Annotated in this window: 23 protein-coding genes and 1 tRNA gene; 16 read left to right on the top strand and 8 right to left on the bottom strand. The window is 65.2% G+C overall.

Going from position 1 to position 18,681, the window contains the following annotated elements:
• Positions 1-16: 16 nt before the first annotated feature.
• On the top strand, positions 17-1,147 hold the full coding sequence (locus tag CK218_RS06730; protein WP_348628713.1) for a nitronate monooxygenase: 1,131 nt from the start codon (positions 17-19) through the stop codon (positions 1,145-1,147).
• 473 nt (positions 1,148-1,620) lie between these two features.
• A complete protein-coding gene (locus tag CK218_RS06725) occupies positions 1,621-2,421 on the top strand; it encodes a class I SAM-dependent methyltransferase (RefSeq protein ID WP_095827537.1) in 801 nt (266 codons plus the stop codon).
• A gap of 91 nt (positions 2,422-2,512) precedes the next feature.
• Here the strand turns inward: CK218_RS06725 and CK218_RS06720 are convergent.
• The 3 genes from CK218_RS06720 to CK218_RS06710 form a co-directional block, all read right to left on the bottom strand.
• Positions 2,513-2,589 (bottom strand) — tRNA-Arg (locus tag CK218_RS06720).
• Positions 2,590-2,844: 255 nt separating this feature from the next.
• On the bottom strand, positions 2,845-3,771 hold the full coding sequence (locus tag CK218_RS06715) for a DUF1003 domain-containing protein (protein WP_095827255.1): 927 nt from the start codon (positions 3,769-3,771) through the stop codon (positions 2,845-2,847).
• Between the two features lie 521 nt (positions 3,772-4,292).
• On the bottom strand, positions 4,293-5,216 hold the full coding sequence (locus tag CK218_RS06710; RefSeq protein ID WP_095827254.1) for a D-alanyl-D-alanine carboxypeptidase family protein: 924 nt from the start codon (positions 5,214-5,216) through the stop codon (positions 4,293-4,295).
• A 285-nt stretch (positions 5,217-5,501) separates the two neighbouring features.
• On the opposite strand from CK218_RS06710, the gene CK218_RS06705 reads away from it, so the two are divergent.
• The 3 genes from CK218_RS06705 (at position 5,502) to CK218_RS06695 (ending at position 7,800) form a co-directional block, all read left to right on the top strand.
• On the top strand, positions 5,502-6,608 hold the full coding sequence (locus CK218_RS06705) for a hypothetical protein (protein WP_095827253.1): 1,107 nt from the start codon (positions 5,502-5,504) through the stop codon (positions 6,606-6,608).
• A gap of 124 nt (positions 6,609-6,732) precedes the next feature.
• Complete coding sequence (locus CK218_RS06700; RefSeq protein WP_095782158.1) at positions 6,733-7,344, top strand: nucleoside triphosphate hydrolase; 612 nt, start codon at positions 6,733-6,735, stop codon at positions 7,342-7,344.
• A gap of 147 nt (positions 7,345-7,491) precedes the next feature.
• Positions 7,492-7,800 (top strand): hypothetical protein, encoded by a 309-nt coding sequence (locus CK218_RS06695; RefSeq protein ID WP_067323952.1) that lies wholly within the window; start codon positions 7,492-7,494, stop codon positions 7,798-7,800.
• A 6-nt stretch (positions 7,801-7,806) separates the two neighbouring features.
• Here CK218_RS06695 and CK218_RS06690 read toward each other — a convergent pair whose 3' ends face one another.
• From CK218_RS06690 to CK218_RS06680, 3 genes are all read right to left on the bottom strand, one after another.
• A complete protein-coding gene (locus CK218_RS06690) occupies positions 7,807-8,511 on the bottom strand; it encodes a glutathione S-transferase N-terminal domain-containing protein (protein WP_095827252.1) in 705 nt (234 codons plus the stop codon).
• A gap of 198 nt (positions 8,512-8,709) precedes the next feature.
• Positions 8,710-9,918, bottom strand: coding sequence for a beta-ketoacyl-[acyl-carrier-protein] synthase family protein (locus CK218_RS06685; protein WP_066999123.1), 1,209 nt, complete (start codon positions 9,916-9,918; stop codon positions 8,710-8,712).
• Between the two features lie 4 nt (positions 9,919-9,922).
• A complete protein-coding gene (locus CK218_RS06680) occupies positions 9,923-10,177 on the bottom strand; it encodes an acyl carrier protein (RefSeq protein WP_040975089.1) in 255 nt (84 codons plus the stop codon).
• A gap of 197 nt (positions 10,178-10,374) precedes the next feature.
• Here CK218_RS06680 and CK218_RS06675 point away from each other — a divergent pair, with 197 nt between their 5' ends.
• From CK218_RS06675 to CK218_RS06655, 5 genes are read left to right on the top strand one after another with little or no spacing between them, the layout of a single operon-like run.
• Positions 10,375-11,217, top strand: a complete 843-nt coding sequence (locus CK218_RS06675; protein WP_179294460.1) for an urease accessory protein UreD — start codon at positions 10,375-10,377, stop codon at positions 11,215-11,217.
• Between the two features lie 37 nt (positions 11,218-11,254).
• Entirely contained in the window at positions 11,255-11,557 is a 303-nt protein-coding gene (locus tag CK218_RS06670) for an urease subunit gamma (protein ID WP_066999125.1), read from the top strand.
• A gap of 10 nt (positions 11,558-11,567) precedes the next feature.
• Positions 11,568-11,822, top strand: a complete 255-nt coding sequence (locus CK218_RS06665; RefSeq protein WP_066999128.1) for a DUF1272 domain-containing protein — start codon at positions 11,568-11,570, stop codon at positions 11,820-11,822.
• Positions 11,823-11,848: 26 nt separating this feature from the next.
• Positions 11,849-12,442 (top strand): HupE/UreJ family protein, encoded by a 594-nt coding sequence (locus CK218_RS06660; RefSeq protein ID WP_095827250.1) that lies wholly within the window; start codon positions 11,849-11,851, stop codon positions 12,440-12,442.
• A 7-nt stretch (positions 12,443-12,449) separates the two neighbouring features.
• Entirely contained in the window at positions 12,450-12,755 is a 306-nt protein-coding gene (locus CK218_RS06655) for an urease subunit beta (RefSeq protein WP_095825540.1), read from the top strand.
• A 20-nt stretch (positions 12,756-12,775) separates the two neighbouring features.
• On the opposite strand, the gene CK218_RS06650 is transcribed toward CK218_RS06655, so the two are convergent.
• Together CK218_RS06650 and CK218_RS06645 are read right to left on the bottom strand one after the other, a co-directional pair.
• Positions 12,776-13,294: a hypothetical protein gene (locus tag CK218_RS06650; RefSeq protein ID WP_245299678.1), complete on the bottom strand. Its 519-nt coding sequence runs from the start codon at positions 13,292-13,294 to the stop codon at positions 12,776-12,778.
• Positions 13,295-13,411: 117 nt separating this feature from the next.
• On the bottom strand, positions 13,412-13,783 hold the full coding sequence (locus CK218_RS06645; protein WP_066999139.1) for a hypothetical protein: 372 nt from the start codon (positions 13,781-13,783) through the stop codon (positions 13,412-13,414).
• Positions 13,784-13,947: 164 nt separating this feature from the next.
• Between CK218_RS06645 and ureC the strand changes: the two genes are divergently transcribed.
• The 6 genes from ureC to ureG all read left to right on the top strand — a co-directional run bounded on the left by ureC (position 13,948) and on the right by ureG (position 18,681).
• Positions 13,948-15,663 (top strand): urease subunit alpha, encoded by a 1,716-nt coding sequence (gene ureC / locus CK218_RS06640; protein ID WP_170950338.1) that lies wholly within the window; start codon positions 13,948-13,950, stop codon positions 15,661-15,663.
• Positions 15,664-15,770: 107 nt separating this feature from the next.
• On the top strand, positions 15,771-16,376 hold the full coding sequence (locus CK218_RS06635) for a glutathione S-transferase family protein (protein WP_095827248.1): 606 nt from the start codon (positions 15,771-15,773) through the stop codon (positions 16,374-16,376).
• Positions 16,373-16,951: an urease accessory protein UreE gene (locus CK218_RS06630; RefSeq protein ID WP_066999146.1), complete on the top strand. Its 579-nt coding sequence runs from the start codon at positions 16,373-16,375 to the stop codon at positions 16,949-16,951. The genes CK218_RS06635 and CK218_RS06630 overlap by 4 nt, the downstream gene beginning before the upstream one ends.
• Entirely contained in the window at positions 16,944-17,615 is a 672-nt protein-coding gene (locus tag CK218_RS06625) for an urease accessory protein UreF (RefSeq protein ID WP_095827536.1), read from the top strand. Before CK218_RS06630 ends, CK218_RS06625 begins: the two co-directional genes overlap by 8 nt.
• On the top strand, positions 17,612-18,052 hold the full coding sequence (locus CK218_RS06620; RefSeq protein WP_095827247.1) for a DUF3995 domain-containing protein: 441 nt from the start codon (positions 17,612-17,614) through the stop codon (positions 18,050-18,052). Before CK218_RS06625 ends, CK218_RS06620 begins: the two co-directional genes overlap by 4 nt.
• Positions 18,049-18,681 (top strand): urease accessory protein UreG, encoded by a 633-nt coding sequence (gene ureG, locus CK218_RS06615; RefSeq protein WP_066999151.1) that lies wholly within the window; start codon positions 18,049-18,051, stop codon positions 18,679-18,681. Before CK218_RS06620 ends, ureG begins: the two co-directional genes overlap by 4 nt.

Genomic DNA, 18,681 nt, shown 5'->3' with positions numbered 1-18,681 from the left:
GCCCTGATCCGGGCCTATGATGGACTGCGCGTGTTCCTTTCCCGACACAGGAAAAACGCTCGTGTGGCCGAACCGTCGTTTATGCGATCTCTTGAAGATCGAACATCCGATCATCCAGGCTCCGATGGCCGGCTCGGCGACTCCGCAACTCGCCGCCGCGGTGAGCAATGCCGGCGGGCTGGGATCGCTCGGCTGCGCATCGATGCTGCCGGACGGCTTGCGCACCGCCGCGCGCCAGCTGCGCGCCTCGACCGAGCGTCCCTTCAACCTCAATTTCTTTGTTTTTCCCAGACCGGACACCAGCGACGCCGTACTGACCCAGATCATCGACAGGTTGCGGCCCTACTACGAGGAGCTGGCGCTCGACGAACCCTCGCGGAGGCTTCCGCCGATCGGCCCGGGTTTCGACGATGAAAAGCTTGAACTGCTGCTCGAGATCCGGCCACCGGTCGTCAGCTTCCATTTCGGCATTCCGGACGCGGCCGCGGTCGCCAAGTTGAAGGAGTCCGGGATCGTGGTTATCAGCACCGCGACGAATGTCGCCGAAGCGCGCCAACTCGCCGACAGCGGAGCCGACGCGGTCATAGCTCAGGGCTGGGAGGCAGGCGGTCACCGGGGATCGCACGCTCCCAACCGTTCCGGTGACGGCGTTGGCACAATGGCGCTGGTTCCCCAGGTCGTGGATGCCGTCAGGCTGCCGGTCATTGCCGCCGGAGGCATAGCCGACGGCCGCGGCATAGCGGCCGCCTTCGCGCTTGGTGCCAGCGGCGTGCAGATCGGCACCGGCTTCCTGTCTTGCGACGAGGCCGGCACGGACGGACCGCGCCGAGCCCTGATCCGCGCCGCCACGGACATGGACACGATGGTCACCGATGCCTTCACCGGCCGCGCGGCGCGGGCGAGACGCACCCGCTTCGCCTTGGAGATGGAGGTGAACCGGGCGCACCTCCCCGACTTCCCGCAAATGGTTGCGCTCAGCGCTCCGCTCGGCGAGGCCGGTGCAAAAGGAGATTTCGCCTTTCATCTTTATGGGCAGGCGGCAGCCTTGAACCGGGAGCTTCCTGCCGGCGAATTGATGCAGACGCTCGTGGCCGAAACCGGCGAGGTGTTCGAAGCGCTTTCGACCGGCAAAACGACGCCTGCTTGAACGAAGTCTCCGCTCGTTGACGTCACTGACAAGTTGCAATCCGGACTGCGACAAGATCGGCCGGCAGGCAGGGATGCCATCCGGTCGCGATCGATGATGCCGGCATTCGGCGGTAAGGTGCGACCGCCCAGCCCCGCCAGTTTGCCGCCATATGCGGTCTGGTGATCTGCGGCAGCGAAACGCACAAGGCGATCCCGCTGCGGAACACGTTGGCATCCTCGCTTGCGGCGGCGAAAAGCCGGGCCAATGACCGGATACGGCGGCGGAACAGGAAGGCCCTCCGCCAACGCGTTCATCTCGGCGATCCGGGCTCGGTCGGCGGCGATCTGGTTGCGATAGAACACTGGCGCTCGGCCTCGGCATCGTATGCTCCTGCCAACGCCCACCTGTGCGATCTCGGGACGATCGGCTGGTTTCGTTGCTTGGCATGGTTCCCGCGTGGGTCTAGGCTGAGATCAGCAAGGGAGGACGGGATGACATCAAGCTTCACCGTTCACGCGGCATCAGGCTATGAGCAGCTCATGGGCCGCTGGAGCCGCAGGCTCGCGCCCAAGTTCATCGACTTCGTCGGCCTGGCCGGCGGCGAGAAGATCCTCGACGTCGGCTGCGGCACTGGCAGCCTGACCTTCGAACTGGCGAGGTCGCGCGATCTCGCCGAAATCCAGGCCATCGACTTCTCAGCCGTCTTCGTCGCGGCGGCGAAGGAGAGGAACACCGATCCGCGCATCACTATTGAGCAGGCGGACGCCACGGCGCTGCCTTTCGAGGACAATGTGTTCGACCGTGCGCTGGCGCTGCTGGTGCTTCACTTCGTCCCGGAAACCGGCAAGGCGGTGGCTGAGATGCGCCGCGTAACGCGGCCGGGCGGCGTGGTCGCCGCCGTGGTGTGGGATCACCTCGGCGGCATGCCGGCCATGCGCATGATGATCGACACCGTGGCCGCGCTCAGCGAAAGCGGCCGCCAGATGCGCAATCGCTACTGCTTCCAGCCGATGATGCAGCCCGGCGAAATGAAGCGGACCTTTGTCGAACAGGGCCTGGCCGACGTCACCGAAACCGAACTGATGATCCGCATGGATTACCAGAACTTCGACGACTACTGGGCGCCGATTGCCGCCGGCGAAGGCCCGCTCGGCAAATATATGACCACGCTCGACGCAGCCGAGCGGACCCGCACGGAGGCTGCAGTCCGCGATGCCTATGAGGCCGGTCGTGCCGACGGGCCGAGGTCTTTCGCCAACGTCGCCTGGGCCTGCCGCGGCATCGTGCCCTGACCCTTGGCGCCATCTGAGCTGCGCGCGGACGGCGTCGCGGGAACTGCGGTCGCCTAGCCGGCCAGTGCCGGCAGCCTGCGGTGCCAATAGATGGCGCACCCGACAAGATTCGAACTTGTGACCTCTGCCTTCGGAGGGCAGCGCTCTATCCAGCTGAGCTACGGGTGCTTCCCGGTAAACCGGAAAACGAACCGGCGGTGAGCCGGCCAGCCACGGCTTCTTAGCGGAAGCGCGTGCCGGCTTCAACGGGCAATTGGCTTGGCGGAATATTCGCCTTAGCGGGCAGGCTCGCATTCGTCCGGTGGAGGTGCCGGAGTCGAGAGCGAGCGGTTCCAACTAATGTAGGCTCGGAGGCCGGCGGCCCCACTTCGGCAATGCATCGCGACTTCCGAGCGTTGTTCAGGCGCAAGCTCTCGCCAGCCCTCACCCCTCCACCTCGCTCTTCGCCACCCTCCGCTGCACCCCGCGCGTCGCCCGCTTCTGCTTCTTGGCGGTCAGTTCGTGCATGGCGTCGAGCTGCATCTGCTGCATCTCGGCCAGGCGCTGCCATTGGCGTGAGATCAGGTAGTCGAGCTTTTCGTGCAGGTGCCGCACTTCGAGCTCGGCCTTGAGGTTCACCCGGTAGTCGTTGAAGGAGCGCAGCCGGTCCTTCGCCTCCTGCCGCTTCTGGCTCATCATGATGATCGGCGCCTGGATGGCGGCGATGCAGGATAGGAGCAGGTTGAGCAGTATGAATGGGTAGGGATCAAAGGCGGCGGCCGCGCCCTCGAAGAGGTTGAGGCCGATCCAGATCAGAAGCACCGCCGCGAACGAGATCAGGAACCACCAGCTGCCGCCGAAGGCCGCCATGTCGTCGGAGACGCGGTCGGCGAAGGAGCGGCGCTCCTCGAACTCTTCTTCCGAGTTTTCCGAGATCGTGTCCTGTCTGGCGATCGATTCCACCACCTGGCGGTCGAGCTCGGAGAATTCGCCATGCTCCTGCTGCAGCAATTCCTCCATGTAGCGCATGCGGTAGCGGGCGAGCTCCTCGCGGCTGATGCGGGCGCCGCGCGGCAGGTCGGGATGGTCGGAGCGGATGCGGTCGGCGAGACTTGGCCTCAGGTCGTCGACGCGCACCAGGTCGCGCTTGCGGAACTTCCGGCCGCTGATCGCCGACGGTTTTTTCTTGGGCTTTGCGCGCGCCGCGCCGGGCAGGTGCGGTTCCGAATCCGGCACCTCCGGCGCTTCGAGGATTTCGTCCGCCGCCTCATGCTGATCTTCCGGCACAGTGGCCGCCTCGAGATATTCGCCGCCCGAGTCGTTTTCGTTGTCGGCTATTGTCTGCGCGGATGCCTTTGGGTCGCCGGCCATGCTCAGTGCTCCTCTTCTCGGGCTTCGATACGATACGCCGAGCCGGCGCGGCATATCCATCGCGACTGTGAAGCTGGTGTGACCGAACAAGTTGTTGTGATGGATGGATCTGCTTTCGGCGCGCCAAGACATAGATCCGATTCTGGGAGATTTGGTTGAAAGGGCTTGCTGAGCAACAACAAATCTCTGGGGCAGCGCCGCCCCTCATCCGCCTGCCGGCACCTTCTCCCTGTATAGACGGGGAGAAGGAGGCTGGCCGCAGGCTTGGCGCCTTCCTCTGCACCGCTGGCTATTGGCGAAACCGGCGATGAGAGCGCCCCTCTCCCCGTCACTTACGGGGAGAGGATGCCGGCAGGCAGGTGAGGGGCAGCGCCACCGGTCGAAAGCATTGGTCCTGCCTCGCTGGCGCCATGGTCGCCACCGCCTGGCCTGTCCTGGCCCTGTGGGGGTCCTGGCCAGTAAATTACATCAAAAGGTCAAGCCGGTCGCTTGAGCAGGCTGCCGCCGCCACCCGCACTTCGCTACTGCGCCGGCAGACCGGGCAGCGACGACCCTTGCGCCGGCAAACCCGGAAGCGCAGAACCGGCCGGCTGCTGCCCGGCATACATCAGCCGCGTCTGCGCATCGGCGCTCATCGGCGCCAAGCTGCGCTGGATCAGCGCCTCGACATGGTCGTTGCGCTGGCGCGCGCTTTGGGCGCCCATCACCACCACGATCAGATGCCTGCCGTCGGCATTGTAGGAGGTGACGATGTTGTAGCCGGAGGCGCGGATATAGCCGGTCTTGATGCCGTCGACGCCGCGCACCCGTCCCAGCATGTCGTTATGGCCGCGCACCAGCCGGCCGCGGAACATGAAATCGCTTTCGGAGAAATAATGGAAATGCTGCGGGAAGCGGCGCTGGAGCGCGATGCCCAGCACCGCCATGTCGCGCGCCGTCGTCACCTGGCCGTCGTCGGGCAGGCCGCAGGCGTTGCGGAAATTGGTGCTGGTCATGCCGAGCTGGCGCGCCTTGGCGGTCATCATGGCGGCGAACTGCTCCTCGCTGCCGCCGCCGAGATATTCGCCCACCGCCACCGCCACGTCGTTAGCCGACTTCACCACCATGGCGCGGATGGCGGAATCGATGTCGATCGTCTCGCCGCGCCTGAAACGCAGCTTCGTCGGCGGCTGCGCGGCGGCGTGATTGGATACCGGGATCTGCGTCTCCTTGCTCACCCGGCCGCTCTCCAGCGCCTCGAACAGCATGTAGAGCGTCATCATCTTGGTCAGCGACGCGGGATAGCGCTGCGCCGTCGAATTGACCTCGAACAGCGTCTTGCCGGTCGAGGCGTCGACCACGATCGCGGCATATTTCTGCGGCTGCGCCGGCACGGCCAGCACGGTTTCCGGCGGCGCGGCGGTGGTGCAGCCGGCAAGCAGGAGCAGCAGGACCAGCGCGGTCATCAATTTCTGGAGGAGCGAAAGCGGAGTGGACAAGATTGTTTCAAAAACGGTTGCGGAGATGCGGCGAAGCTAGCGTACCGCATCCGCCCCGTCCAACTGGTTAACGGCGGGAATGAGGCATTTGCCCAGCTTTTGGCGGTTTGCAGGAGGTTGCATTGCCTTCAAGGTCGGCAGCGCCGAGTTTCGACAATTGGTGGCATTCGCCTGATGCAAAATGCCTATCGCCCTGCTTGCGCCGCTGCCGCCGGTCAGGCTTTGTTGTCACCAAAGATTCGAGGTTTGGCAATGGACACCCTCAGCATCAACGCAAAAGGCATCTCGGTTTCGCTCGATCTCGCCGTCGGCCACATCGCCGCCCTGGAAATCGAGGCCGATGGCCGCCGCCTAAAACCGCTGCACCGCGCGCCCTGGGTCGGCTCGCCGCGCGCGACCTTGCCGGAAAACCTCCCCGAAGGCACGGTGCGCCTGTCCGGCGACTTCCTCTGCGCGCCGTTCTCCACCAGCGATGTCGAAGCGGCTCCCCTCCACGGTTGGACGGCCAACAGCGAGTGGGATGTCGTCGAAAGCAGTGCCATCGCCGGCGGCTGGCGCGCCGTCTTCCGCTTGCGCCGCAAGGTGATGGGAGCTTCCATCGACAAGCTCTTCACGCTCCGCGACAACCATCCCTTCCTCTACCAGGAACACATCTTCTCCGGCGGTTCCGGCGCCATTTCCGTCGCCCACCATCCGATGACGGCGATGCAGGACGGCGGCCGGCTCGCCTTCTCGCCGAAACGCCTGGCGCTCACGCCGGCGACCCCGCTGGAGCCCGATCCGGCGCGCGGCCGGTTTCGCCTGGCCTATCCCGCCCGCGCCACCGACCTAGCCCGTTTCCCGCTCGCGGCCGGCGGCACCGCCGATCTCGCCGACTACCGCATGGAAGACCGGCGCGAGGATTTCATCACCCTGGTCGAGGCCGATCATGGCGGGCCGGGCTGGACGGCGCTCGCCCGCCGCGCCGAGCAGGATCTGGTGCTGGTGCTGAAGAACCCGGCCGAGCTGCCGGTCACCATGCTGTGGTTCAGCAATGGCGGGCGCGACTATGCGCCCTGGAGCGGCCGCCATGTCGGCGTGCTCGGCATCGAGGACGGCCGCGCCGCGGTCGGCCACGCCGCCTCGCTCGGCGACAACTGGCTGAAGCATGAGGGCGTGGCGACGGCCTTCGCGCTTGCCGAAGGGCGCAGCGTCTCCTTCCGCCATGTCATCGGCGCGGTTCCGGCAGCCGACGTCGAACCGCCAAGCGGCCTGGAACAAGCGACCGATCGACTGCGCATCCTTGCCCAGAATGGTTCAGCGAAGGAGATACCGTTCGACGGCGAATTCCTGCGCATCGGCCGTTCCGTGCCAGCCTGAGGCCCTTGCTCCGCCATAGGATGACGACCGATCTCAAGGGCGTGCGGCAGCGGCTTTATAACCGTTTGAAATTTCTCCCCAGTGCCGCCAAGATGCGGCCGGAGTCGCTAGCGAAGAGGCGCTGATGTCCGACTTAGCCCATATCACTGCCGCCATCTTCAAGCGCGCCGGCAAGGCCAAGCGTTTCGTCGTTGCCATTGCCGGCCCGCCGGGAGCCGGCAAGTCGACCATATCGGGCAGGCTGCATGAATTGCTGCCGGAGGGCACGTCCGAAGTCGTGCCGATGGACGGCTTCCACTATGACGACATCGTGCTCAACCGGCGCGGCCTGCGCGCGCGAAAAGGGGCGCCGGAAACCTTCGATTTTGCCGGCTTCGAGACGCTTTTGAAGCGGATCCGCTCCGGCGAGCCGGACATTGCCATTCCGGTCTTCGACCGCAGCATCGAACTCTCGCGCGCCGCCGCCGAGATCATTTCCGCCGACACCAAGTTCATCCTGGTCGAGGGCAACTATCTGCTGCTCGACGAGGAGCCGTGGTCGCGGCTGGCAGAGCTGTTCGATTTCACCATTTTCGTCGATGTCCCGCGCAACGAGCTCGAGCGCCGGCTGATGGAGCGCTGGCGCGGCCATGGCAAGTCCGACGAGGACGCCCGCGCCTGGATCGCCTCCAACGACATGCCCAATATCGAGCGCGTGCTGGCGCGCCGCCGGGAGGCCGACCTGGTGATTGGTTAACCTGCTAAATTTTCACGAGTTTTGGGCGGGAACCTTAAGATTTACAGGTCGTTATCTCCATGACCCGAATTGTCCGGCACTGACGCGATTCCAGGAAAGAAAGTGTGTCACGGCTTCCGGAATTGCGCGATAACAGGGAACCGTCCTATGGCAACCAAGACCAGAAAACCCGCGCCTGCAAGAAGCAGAGCCAATCAATCCAGAGCTGGTGCCGCTCCGGCGACCGCCGAGCGCTCCAAGGACGCCAAGCCAAGCTTCGGCAAGGCGGCGCCCAAGAAGGTCGTGCCCGGCACGGCTCACAAGGCCCCCGCGAAGGCCGCCAAACCTCATAAGCCAGCGGCAAGGTCGGGGCCGATCCGCACTGTGGCAAGCGTGGCGACCGGCGCGGTGGTGGCCACCGCGCGGCTTGCCGCATCGGTGCTCGGCCGGGGCGGCGCCAAAGCCAAGCCCAAATAGAGCGACTCAGCCCCTGGCCGGGATGGTCAGGCCCCTCTGCACGGCGGGCCGCGCGAGGCCGCGCTCCAGCCATGCCGCGACACCAGGGAAATCGTCGAAGCCGACCAGATCGCGCGCCTCGTAGAAGCCGATCAGGTTGCGCACCCAGCCGAGCGTCGCCACATCGGCGATGGTGAACTCGTCTTCCATGATCCATTGCCTGCCCTTGAGCCGCGTCTCCAGGACGCCGATGAGGCGCCGCGACTCGTCGCGATACCGCTCCAGCGGCCGCTTGTCGGCGATTTCGCGCCCGGCGAATTTGTTGAAGAAGCCGACCTGTCCGAAGATCGGGCCGATCGCGGCCATCTGGAAGAACACCCACTGGATCGTCTCGTAGCGCCGGATGTGATCGGCCGGGATCAGCTTGCCGGTCTTGTCGCTGAGATAGAGCAGGATGGCGCCGGATTCGAAAAGCCCGATCGGCTTACCGCCGGGCCCGTTCGGATCGATGATCGCCGGTATCTTGCCGTTCGGATTGAGCGACAGGAATTCCGGCGTCCAGCTCTCGTTCTTGCCGATGTCGACCGGATGCGGCTCATAAGGCAAGCCGATCTCCTCCAGCGCGATCGAAATCTTCACGCCGTTGGGCGTCGGCCATGAATAGAGCTGCAGGCGATCGGGATGCTTGGCCGGCCAGCGCTTGGCGATCGGAAAGGCGGACAGGTCGGTCATCGGGGCTCCGGATGCGGATGGGAGCGTGGCGGCGCGCGTGGCGGGTGGGCAAGACTTAGGACCCCGGCCCTCTGGGATCAATATGGCCGCCAATCGACCTGCCGTGCACGGTCAGTCAACCAAAGCACCCGCAAGGATGAGAACGCGTCCGGCGCCGGCGAAAGCCCGTGCCGGGTCGCCCGTCTCAGATCGCCCGTCTCAGATCGCCTTGAAGGCCAGCACGGCATTGGTGCCGCCGAAGGCAAAACTGTTGCTCAGCGCCGCGCGCACCTTGCGCTCGCGCGCCACATTCGGCGTCACGTCGAGATCGCATTCGGGGTCCGGCTCGCGGAAATTGGCAGTCGGCGGCACGATGCCGTCGCGGATCGCCATGACGCAGGCGATCATCTCCAGCCCGCCCGAGGCGCCAAGGCAATGCGCATGCATCGACTTGGTCGAGGAGACCGAGAGTGCGCTCACATGCTCGCCGAAGACGCGCTTGATCGCCGCGGTCTCGATCTGATCGTTGGCCTTGGTGCCGGTGCCATGCGCGTTGAGATAGTCGACGTCCTCGGGATTGAGCCCTGCATCCACCAGGCAGAAGCGCATCGCCGCTTCCGGTCCCTCGACGGTCGGCGCGACGATGTCGGAAGCGTCGGCCGAGAGGCCCGCGCCGGCGATCTCGGCAAGGATGGTGGCGCCGCGCGCCATTGCGTGGTCGTAGCTTTCCAGCACCGCCATGCCGGCGCCTTCGCCGAGCGACAGGCCCTGGCGGTCGGCAGAAAACGGCCGGCAGGTGTCGGGCGAGAGCACGCGCAGCGCCTCCCAGCCCTTGAGCACGCCCCAGACCAGCGGCGCCTCGGTGCCGCCGGCGACCATGACGTCGGCGCGGCCGAGCCGAATCTGGTCGACGGCCGAGGCGATGGCATGATTGGCCGACGCGCAGGCCGAAGTGACGCCGAACACGGGTCCGCGCAGGCCGAGACTCATGCTGACCTGACCGGCGGCCGCGCCTGGCATAACCTTCGGCACGGTGAAGATAGCGGCGCGGTTGCGCCCCTCGATCAGGATCGCGCGGTAATTCTCCTCGATCGTTTCGAAGCCGGCGACGCCGACGCCGACAACGGCACCCATCCGATAGGTGTTGTCGGTATGCGCGACCAGTCCGGACTGCCGCATCGCTTCGCGCGCCGCGATCACCGCCAGCAGGCTGAAGCGGTCCATCGACACCACCTGCTTGCGGTCGATGCCGTGATCGGGCAACGCCTTGATTTCGGAGCCGACCTTGACCTTCAGGTCATGCAGCGAAGGATTGTCGATCGGGCCGATTGCCGATCGGCCGGCGCGCATGGCGTCCCAGATCGCCGGCACATCGGTGCCGAGCCCGCATATTCCGCCAATGCCGGTGATGACGACGCGCTTGAGCATGCAGTCAGGCTTTTTTCGCGATCAGTTCGCGAACCGCCTCGACCATGTCGCCGACGTTCTTGAGGTTGCTCCAGGCGTCGACCGTGTTCATCTCGATCTCGATGCCGTACTTCTCCTCGAGATCGAAGATGATCTCGGTCAATTCCAGCGAATGGATCCCCAGCGTGTTGAGATCCGTGCTCGGCGTGATTTCTTCGCCGCCAGGTTCGGCATGCGCTTTGATCTTTTCGATGATTTCGGTCGTCAGCTGGTCAGCCATTCGGTTCCTTCCCCTGTCGTTTTCCGACGCCAACTGATCAGCGCCCCTGTGTCCCCGGATTCATAAACGTCGTCGCCCCTTACCTCGCCAGGAATCCGTGTGACCGCTCCAAGGTGGCTCCCTCTATAGAAACCGAAACGATGTCAAGCAACAAGCTATATATCGACAAAGCCGGTGGAGTGCTTAACGTTGGCGCCGTGGACACGATCGACGATATCCTGATTTCTCTGCCTGCCGCGCAACGTGTTGCCGGGCGAGGCAGGCTTTTCTGCGGCAAGAGCGGCGGCAGGACCCGCCTTCAACGTCTCTATCAGGACGGATCGGCGAAGATTCGCATGCCGGCGGTGCAAGGCGACCCGCTCGAGGCCGTGCTGATCAACACGGCCGGTGGGCTGACCGGCGGCGACCGGCTTGGCTGGGAGATCGAGGTCGGCGAGGGCGCCTCGGCATCGATCACCACCCAGGCCTGCGAGAAGATCTATCGCGCCGCATTCGACCGGGCCGAGACGAAGGTCAGCCTCACGGTTGGCGCCGGCGGCCGCATTGCCTGGCTGCCGCAGGAAACCATCGTTTTCAACCGCGCGGCCTTTGCCCGCGCGCTGCATGTCGAGCTGGCGGTCGGGGCCGAGGCGCTGCTCCTGGAGGCGATGCTATTCGGCCGGCTTGCGATGGGCGAACGGACGGTCCTGGGCAATTTCCATGACCGCTGGCGGGTTCGCCAGGGTGGCAGGCTCATCCATGCCGAGGACTTTCGCATCGGCCCGGATATCGCGGCCGGGCTCCAGCGCCAGGCCGTGGCCAGTGGCGCGCTTGCAATTGCAACGATGCTTCTCGTCTCCCCGCGTGCGGAATCCATGCTGGAGCCTGCCCGCGCGATCATCGGTGATCAGGGTGGCGCCAGTTTCTGGAGCGTCGGGCAATCTGGCAAGCTTCTTGCGAGGCTCACCGCCGGCGACGGCTACCAGCTCCGCAAGCGGCTGGTTCCGCTCGTCGAGCTGCTCAACGGACGGGCTGGCCTGCCCAAATTATGGTCACTTTGACCTTCGACTACTTTGATCTTGAGTACCGAGAAGACGCATGAACCTGACGCCGCGTGAAAAGGACAAGCTGCTGATCGCCATGGCGGCGATCGTGGCGCGCAAGCGAATGGAACGCGGCGTCAAGCTCAACCACCCCGAGGCGATCGCGCTGATCACCGATTTCGTCGTCGAGGGCGCCCGCGACGGCCGCTCGGTGGCCGAGCTGATGGAGGCCGGCGCCCATGTCGTCACGCGGGCCCAGGTCATGGACGGCATTGCCGAGATGATCCACGACGTCCAGGTCGAGGCGACATTTCCCGACGGCACCAAGCTGGTGACCGTGCACGAACCGATCCGGTGAGGAGGATCCGATGCTGGAACTCAGACCCAATTGCGAATGCTGCGACAAGGATCTGCCGCCGGAGGCGGCGGATGCGCTGATCTGCACCTTCGAATGCACCTTCTGCGCCGATTGTGCGCAAGATGTTCTCGGCGGCGTCTGCCCGAACTGCGGCGGCAATTTCGCGCCGCGGCCGATCCGGCCGGCGGCAAAGTTGAAGAAATACCCGGCCTCGACCAAACGCGTGCTCAAGGCCGGGGGCTGCGGCCCCCGCAAGGCCGCCTGAGTCGGCAATTCGAAAAGGACCCGCCCATGATCTCCGCTTCGACGAAACGCACCGCGCTTGCCGCGATCCTCTTCCTGGCGGCGGCGATGCCGGCTTACGCCCATGTCGGCGTCGGCACGACCTCGTCCTTCACGGCGGGCTTCATGCATCCGCTGTCGGGCCTCGACCATATGACGGTCATGATCGCGGTCGGCCTGTGGGCGGCGATGAAAGGCAGCAAGGCGGTGTGGGCATGGCCGCTCGCCTTTGTCGGCGTGATGGTGGCGGGCGCAGCACTCGGCATACTGCAGGTGCCGGTGCCTTTCGTCGAGCCTGGTATCCTCGCTTCGGTCGTTGCCCTCGGGTTGCTTGTGGCGCTGGCGGTCGACCTGCCGGTCTCGGCGGGTGTGGCCATCATCGGCCTGTTCGCACTCTTCCACGGCCATGCGCATGGCACTGAAGTGCCGGAAAATGCCGGCGGCCTCGAATGTATGGCGGGTTTCGCCATGGCGACGGCGCTTCTTCATGGCATCGGCATCGCGGCCGCGCTCGGACTTGGGCTCCGCTTCCGCGCCCTGGCGCGTCTTGCCGGCGCCGCCTGCGCGACGGTCGGCGCTGGCCTTGCCTTCGGCGTGCTGTGAGGCCGCGATGATCCCCGGCGAAATCATCACGGCAAAGGGCGACATCGAGTTGAACAAGGGCCTGCCGACGGTGACGCTCAAGGTCGCCAACAGCGGCGACCGTCCGATCCAGGTCGGCAGCCACTATCATTTCTTCGAGACCAATGAGGGCCTGAAATTCGACCGCGAACGCGCCCGCGGCATGCGGCTCGACATCGCCGCCGGCACGGCCATGCGCTTCGAGCCGGGCCAGGAACGTGACGTCACGCTGGTGCCGCTCGGCGGCAAGCGCGAGGTCTATGGATTTCAACAGAAGGTGATGGGCAAGCTGTGAGGCGTGGCGGCGCGCTCAAATCACTTCGGCGGCTTGGCGGCCGCGTAGATGACGACCTTCCCGGGATTGTCGAACTCGACGGCAAGCACGTCCTCGGCCTGCACGCGCCGCGAATCGATGGCGTTGAAGAGCAGGGCGTTCGCTTCGATCTCCTGCCGCAGCTCCGCGACGTCTTCCTGATGCTGCTTCACCTTGTTCTCGATCGCAGGCGGCGGCCCGCCTTCGCTGCGCGCGGCATCCGTCAGGAAAACGATATCGACGGTATCCAGCTTGGTCGTCTTGCGCACGGTGCCAATATTGTCGCGCGTGCGGTCGATGGCGGTGATGACCTTGCCGGCCTCTGTCTTCGACAGCGCCTCCTCCTGCCGCACGTCGGAATCGACGATCGTCGCACCCGGCTTGGTGCTGTCCAGTGGCGGCTTGCCGTCCGCAGGCTGCGCGGGAAACGCTGGGGCGGCGACCACGAGAAGCATGGCCACCACAAGGGCTGGAAAGACAAGGGCTGGAAATCCTGTTCCGGGGCACGGGGCGCTCGCCATCGCTCGCTCCTGGTTGAACTTGTGGCGGGGCGAAAAAGGCGAAACGAGTCCTGTCGGCGGGAGGTTCCGTTTGCGATGATGCTGACGGGCCTGCAACCGGCCCGCCAGCATTGGTCGTCAGCTCGCCTTCTTGGTGATCAGCGTCAGCGCGCCATTGGGTTGCAGGCTGGCGGCGATCACCTGCGCCGAGCTCATTCCCTTGGCTTCGAGCGCGGACTTCACCTTGGGTGTCGCGTCGATCGATTTGCGCAGGGTCTGCAGGCCGGCGTCGCCGCGTTGGGCGACGATCTGATTGACCTGCGTCTGCGTGTCCTTTGGCAGTTCCGTAATATCGACGATGCTGACGCTCTCGATCGTCGGCGCCTTGGGCGCGGCGGCAGCAGGTGCCGCAGGCCCCGGGCTCGGCTGCGGCGCGGGCTGCTGCTGCGCGCCGGCCGCACCCGCCATCATCAAGCTGGCGGCGGCCGCGAAAAGTATCGTCTTTCGCATGGATATTCCTTCCCTCGGTTTGGAAAACGGTCGTTTTGGGCTGACTCGGTCACCTCAACCGCCAAATGGGATCGGAAGGTGTCGTCGAGCGGGTCATTGCATGACCATTGGATGGCGACAATGTGCGCTCCGCGCCCACACAAACTCGCTTTTGGGAGCAATCGCTGATGGCAAGAATTTCCCGTGCCGCCTATGCGCAGATGTACGGCCCCACGGTCGGCGACAAGGTGCGGCTTGCCGACACTCAGCTCTTCATCGAGGTCGAGAAGGATTTCACCGTCCATGGCGAGGAAGTGAAATTCGGCGGCGGCAAGGTCATCCGCGACGGCATGGGCCAGAGCCAGGTTTCCAGGGCGGGCGGTGCCGTCGACACCGTCATCACCAACGCCCTGGTCGTCGACGCGCTCGCCGGGATCGTCAAGGCCGATATCGGCCTGAAGGACGGTCGCATCGCCGCGATCGGCAAGGCAGGCAATCCGGACACCCAGGATGGCGTCACCATCATCATCGGTCCGGGCACCGAGATCATCGCCGGCGAGGGCAAAATCCTGACGGCCGGCGGCTTCGACGCGCATATCCACTTCATCTGCCCGCAGCAGATCGAGGAAGCGCTGATGAGCGGCATCACCACGATGCTCGGCGGCGGCACCGGTCCGGCGCATGGCACCTTGGCCACCACCTGCACGCCCGGCCCCTGGCACATGGCGCGCATGATACAGTCTTTCGACGCTTTCCCGATGAATATCGGACTGTCCGGCAAGGGCAATGCGTCACGGCCGGCGGCGCTGGAGGAAATGGTGCTCGCCGGCGCCTGCTCGCTGAAGCTGCATGAGGATTGGGGCACGACGCCGGCCGCCATCGACTGCTGCCTTTCGGTCGCCGACGACTACGACGTGCAGGTGATGATCCACACCGACACGCTGAATGAGTCCGGGTTTGTCGAGAACACGGTTGCCGCGATCAAGGGCCGCACCATTCACGCCTTCCATACCGAGGGCGCCGGCGGCGGCCATGCGCCCGATATCATCAAGGTCTGCGGCCTGCCCAACGTCATCCCGTCATCGACCAACCCGACGCGGCCTTACACGGTCAACACCCTGGCCGAGCATCTCGACATGCTGATGGTTTGCCACCATTTGTCGCCGTCGATCCCGGAGGACATCGCCTTTGCCGAAAGCCGCATCCGCAAGGAGACGATCGCGGCCGAGGACATCCTGCACGACATCGGCGCCTTCTCGATCATCTCCTCCGACAGCCAGGCCATGGGCCGCGTCGGCGAAGTCGCAATCCGCTGCTGGCAGACCGCCGACAAGATGAAGCGCCAGCGCGGCGCGCTGGCTGAGGAGACGGGCGACAACGACAATTTCCGGGTCCGCCGCTATATCGCCAAATACACCATCAATCCGGCCATCGCGCATGGCCTGTCGAAGGAGATCGGCTCCGTGACGGCCGGGAAACGCGCTGATCTCGTGCTGTGGAACCCGGCCTTCTTCGGCGTCAAGCCGGAGATGGTGCTGGTAGGCGGCACAATCGCCGCCGCCCCGATCGGCGATCCCAACGCATCGATCCCGACGCCGCAGCCGATGCACTACCGGCCGATGTTCGGCGCCTACGGCAAGGCGCTGACCAACTCCGCGGTCACCTTCGTCTCCAAGGCGGCTTTTGATGCCGGCTTGCAGGGCAGGCTTGGCGTAGAGAAGGCGATGGTCGCGGTCGAGAACACGCGCGGCGGCATCGGCAAGCATTCGATGGTGCTCAACGACGCCACGCCGCACGTCGAGGTCGACCCGGAAACCTATGAGGTGCGCGCCGACGGCGAGCTCTTGACCTGCGAGCCGGCGACCGTGCTGCCGATGGCGCAACGGTATTTTCTGTTTTAGCGCTACCGCATTTCATTCGTCCTGCGGCTCTTCGACCTCATCGCCTGATCGCCATTGGGTTGATGGCTTGGATGGTCTAGGCTCCGGGAAGAGGCAGGATTCCAACCATGTACAAGGCCGTCGGATCACGAGGTTCCCGGGTCAGCCGCGTGCTCTGGATGCTCGAGGAGCTCGGGCAATCCTATGAGTTCGTAGAGGTGAAGCTGCGCTCGCCCGAGACCTATGCGCTGAACCCTTCCGGCAAGGTGCCGATCCTGATCGACGGCGAGCTGACGATCACTGATTCGGCGGCGATCTGCGTCTATCTGGCGCACAAGCATGCCGATAAGGGAATGGGCGCCGATCCCGGGCTCGCCGGCCGCGCCGAGTTGGATTCCTGGATGCATTTCGCGCAGAGCGAGTTCGAAGCGCCGCTGTGGAACAAACTGCGCCACCGCTTCATCCTGCCCAAGGAGCTGCGCGTCGATGTCGGCCCTGCCGCCGCCCATGATTTCGCTTCGGAAGTCAAGGCGCTGCACCGCCGGCTCGGCGACAAGCCCTTCGCGCTCGGCGACCGCTTTTCCGCCGTCGACGTTCTGCTCGGCGATATGGGTGGTTGGGCGCGCGCCGGCCGGTTCTCGGTCGACTCAGATCGCGTCAACGCCTATTTCGATCGCGTGCTGTCGCGACCCGCCCGCGCGCGGGCGCAAGCCAATGGCGGAGCCATCAAATGAAGCTCAACATCAACACCGATTTCACCAAATTTCCGCGCGCCGTCTCGGTGCTCCCGGCCGGCGAGGGCGGAGCGGCGACACCTTTCGACAAGGCTATCTTGACGCATGACGAACGGCATTTGCGCCGCCGCGCCATCGAAACCGCCGGCGGCGACAGAGTGTTGGTCGATCTGCCCGAGCCGGTGGCGCTCGGCAATGGCGACCGGCTGGTGCTGGAGGACGGCCGCCAGCTCAAGATCGTCGCCGCGCCCGAAGAGGTCTACGACATCCGGGCCCGCGACACCGTGCATCTCACCGAGCTTGCCTGGCATATCGGCAACCGCCACCTCGCGGCGGCAATCGAGGCGGACCGTATCCTCATCCTGCGCGACCATGTCATCAAGGCGATGCTGGAAGGGCTCGGCGCCGTGGTCAGCGAGGTGCTGGAACCGTTCAGTCCCGTGCGCGGCGCCTATTCCGGACATGGCCACGACCATGGCCATGCGCATGATCATCACGGCCACGACCATCACGATCATCATCACGCGCATGGCCATCATGACCACGACCACGATCACCACCATCACCATGACTGACCAACCGTCCGGTGCCGCACTGCTGCGGCTGATGGCCTGGCTGTCGCCGTCCTTTCCGGTCGGCGGCTTCTCCTACAGTCATGGCCTCGAAAGGGCCGTGCATGACGGACTTGTCGCCGATCGCGGGGATCTCGCCGAGTGGCTGGAGACGCTGGTCGAGATGGGCTCGGGCTGGAACGATGCGGTGCTCTTTGCCGAAAGCTGGCGGCGCGCGCGTGACGGCGGCGATATCGCGGAAGTCGCCGCACTTGCCGAGGCGCTTGCCGGGTCGCAGCAGCGTCACGTGGAGACCATGCTCCAGGGCGCCGCCTTCCAGAAAGCCGCCTCTGCCTGGCCCTGTCATGCGCTGCAGCGCCTGCCTGCGGATTGCCCCTATTGCGTCGCCGTCGGCGCGATCGCTGGCAGCCATGGCATCGGCTCGGCGGACGGGCTGTCGGCCTTCCTGCAGGCCTTCTTCTCCAATCTCGTGCAGGCCGCTATCCGGCTCGGCGTTGTAGGACAGGTCGATGCCACCGCTTTGTTGGCCGGCTTCGAACCGTTGGCGCTCGCGACAGCTGCTCGCGCCGCGAACTCCACCCTCGATGATCTCGGCGGCTCGGCCTTGATATCCGACATTGCCGCGATGAAGCACGAAACCCAATATTCGCGTCTGTTCCGCTCATGATCATTCTTGCCTTTGTCCTCTCCCTCATCCTGCTCCTGATCACCACGCTGCATGTCTATTGGGGCATAGGCGGCATCTGGCCGGGAGAGGACGCGAAATCCTGCGCCCGCGCCGTCGTAGGCTTTCGCGGCGTCGACGACATGCCCTCGCCCGTCGCGAGCTTTGCCGTCGCCGCGTGCCTGGCGCTTGCGACACTATGGCCGCTGGCCCTTGAAGGCGTCTTCGCCTCGCCCTTTCCCAGGCAGGGCCTTGCCGCTACCGCGCTGCTCTTCGGCATCGTCTTCTTCGGGCGAGGCATCGCCGGCTTCACGCCCTGGTGGCGCGGGCTGACGCCGGAGCAGCCTTTCGCACGGCTCGACCAGCGCCTCTACTCGCCGCTCTGCCTGTTGATCGGGCTGGGCTTCGCAATCCTCGCCATCACGGAGTTTCCGGCATGAGCCAAGCCAATGGTCCCCTGCGCATCGGCATCGGCGGTCCCGTCGGTTCCGGCAAGACGACGCTCACCGAAAAGCTCTGCAAGGCGCTGCGCGACAGGTTCTCGATCGCCGTCGTCACCAACGACATCTACACCAAGGAAGACGCCATGATGCTGGCGCGCCTGCAGGCGCTGCCGGAGGAGCGCATCGTCGGCGTGGAGACCGGCGGCTGTCCGCATACGGCCATCCGCGAGGACGCCTCGATCAACCTGCGGGCGATCGCCGAGCTGCACCGCAAATTCCCCGACCTCGACATCGTCTTCATCGAATCCGGCGGCGACAATCTCGCCGCCACCTTCTCGCCGGACCTTGCCGATCTGACCCTCTATGTCATTTCCGTTTGCCAGGGCGAGGAGATACCGCGCAAGGGCGGCCCGGCCATCACCCGCTCAGACTTCCTCGTCATCAACAAGAGCGATCTGGCGCCCTATGTGAACGTCAACCTCGACGTCATGCAGGCGGACGCCGCCCGCATGCGCGGCAAGCGGCCATTCGGCTTCACCGATCTGTCGCGCGGCAAGGGTCTACAGGAGGTGATCGAGTTCATCGTCGAGCTGGGCGGGCTGCAATCGGCACGGCCTGCCGCCTGA

The organism is Mesorhizobium sp. WSM3879 (genome assembly GCF_002294915.1).
Lineage (GTDB): Bacteria > Pseudomonadota > Alphaproteobacteria > Rhizobiales > Rhizobiaceae > Mesorhizobium.
The sequence above is the reverse complement of the archived record's forward strand: the minus strand, read 5'-3'. Positions and strand labels throughout refer to the sequence as shown.

Excerpts from the sequence above, each read along its gene's own strand:
- CK218_RS06730 (WP_348628713.1), top strand. The coding sequence starts at position 17 with ATGATGGACTGCGCGTGTTCCTTTCCCGACACAGGAAAAACGCTCGTG.
- CK218_RS06645 (WP_066999139.1), bottom strand. The coding sequence starts at position 13,783 with ATGCGAAAGACGATACTTTTCGCGGCCGCCGCCAGCTTGATGATGGCG.
- CK218_RS06695 (WP_067323952.1), top strand. The coding sequence starts at position 7,492 with ATGGCAACCAAGACCAGAAAACCCGCGCCTGCAAGAAGCAGAGCCAAT.
- CK218_RS06690 (WP_095827252.1), bottom strand. The coding sequence starts at position 8,511 with ATGACCGACCTGTCCGCCTTTCCGATCGCCAAGCGCTGGCCGGCCAAG.
- CK218_RS06620 (WP_095827247.1), top strand. The coding sequence starts at position 17,612 with ATGATCATTCTTGCCTTTGTCCTCTCCCTCATCCTGCTCCTGATCACC.
- CK218_RS06715 (WP_095827255.1), bottom strand. The coding sequence starts at position 3,771 with ATGGCCGGCGACCCAAAGGCATCCGCGCAGACAATAGCCGACAACGAA.
- CK218_RS06650 (WP_245299678.1), bottom strand. The coding sequence starts at position 13,294 with ATGGCGAGCGCCCCGTGCCCCGGAACAGGATTTCCAGCCCTTGTCTTT.
- CK218_RS06670 (WP_066999125.1), top strand. The coding sequence starts at position 11,255 with ATGAACCTGACGCCGCGTGAAAAGGACAAGCTGCTGATCGCCATGGCG.
- CK218_RS06625 (WP_095827536.1), top strand. The coding sequence starts at position 16,944 with ATGACTGACCAACCGTCCGGTGCCGCACTGCTGCGGCTGATGGCCTGG.
- CK218_RS06630 (WP_066999146.1), top strand. The coding sequence starts at position 16,373 with ATGAAGCTCAACATCAACACCGATTTCACCAAATTTCCGCGCGCCGTC.
- CK218_RS06655 (WP_095825540.1), top strand. The coding sequence starts at position 12,450 with ATGATCCCCGGCGAAATCATCACGGCAAAGGGCGACATCGAGTTGAAC.
- CK218_RS06635 (WP_095827248.1), top strand. The coding sequence starts at position 15,771 with ATGTACAAGGCCGTCGGATCACGAGGTTCCCGGGTCAGCCGCGTGCTC.
- CK218_RS06660 (WP_095827250.1), top strand. The coding sequence starts at position 11,849 with ATGATCTCCGCTTCGACGAAACGCACCGCGCTTGCCGCGATCCTCTTC.
- ureG (WP_066999151.1), top strand. The coding sequence starts at position 18,049 with ATGAGCCAAGCCAATGGTCCCCTGCGCATCGGCATCGGCGGTCCCGTC.
- CK218_RS06700 (WP_095782158.1), top strand. The coding sequence starts at position 6,733 with ATGTCCGACTTAGCCCATATCACTGCCGCCATCTTCAAGCGCGCCGGC.
- CK218_RS06665 (WP_066999128.1), top strand. The coding sequence starts at position 11,568 with ATGCTGGAACTCAGACCCAATTGCGAATGCTGCGACAAGGATCTGCCG.
- CK218_RS06725 (WP_095827537.1), top strand. The coding sequence starts at position 1,621 with ATGACATCAAGCTTCACCGTTCACGCGGCATCAGGCTATGAGCAGCTC.
- CK218_RS06710 (WP_095827254.1), bottom strand. The coding sequence starts at position 5,216 with ATGACCGCGCTGGTCCTGCTGCTCCTGCTTGCCGGCTGCACCACCGCC.
- CK218_RS06680 (WP_040975089.1), bottom strand. The coding sequence starts at position 10,177 with ATGGCTGACCAGCTGACGACCGAAATCATCGAAAAGATCAAAGCGCAT.
- CK218_RS06705 (WP_095827253.1), top strand. The coding sequence starts at position 5,502 with ATGGACACCCTCAGCATCAACGCAAAAGGCATCTCGGTTTCGCTCGAT.
- CK218_RS06685 (WP_066999123.1), bottom strand. The coding sequence starts at position 9,918 with ATGCTCAAGCGCGTCGTCATCACCGGCATTGGCGGAATATGCGGGCTC.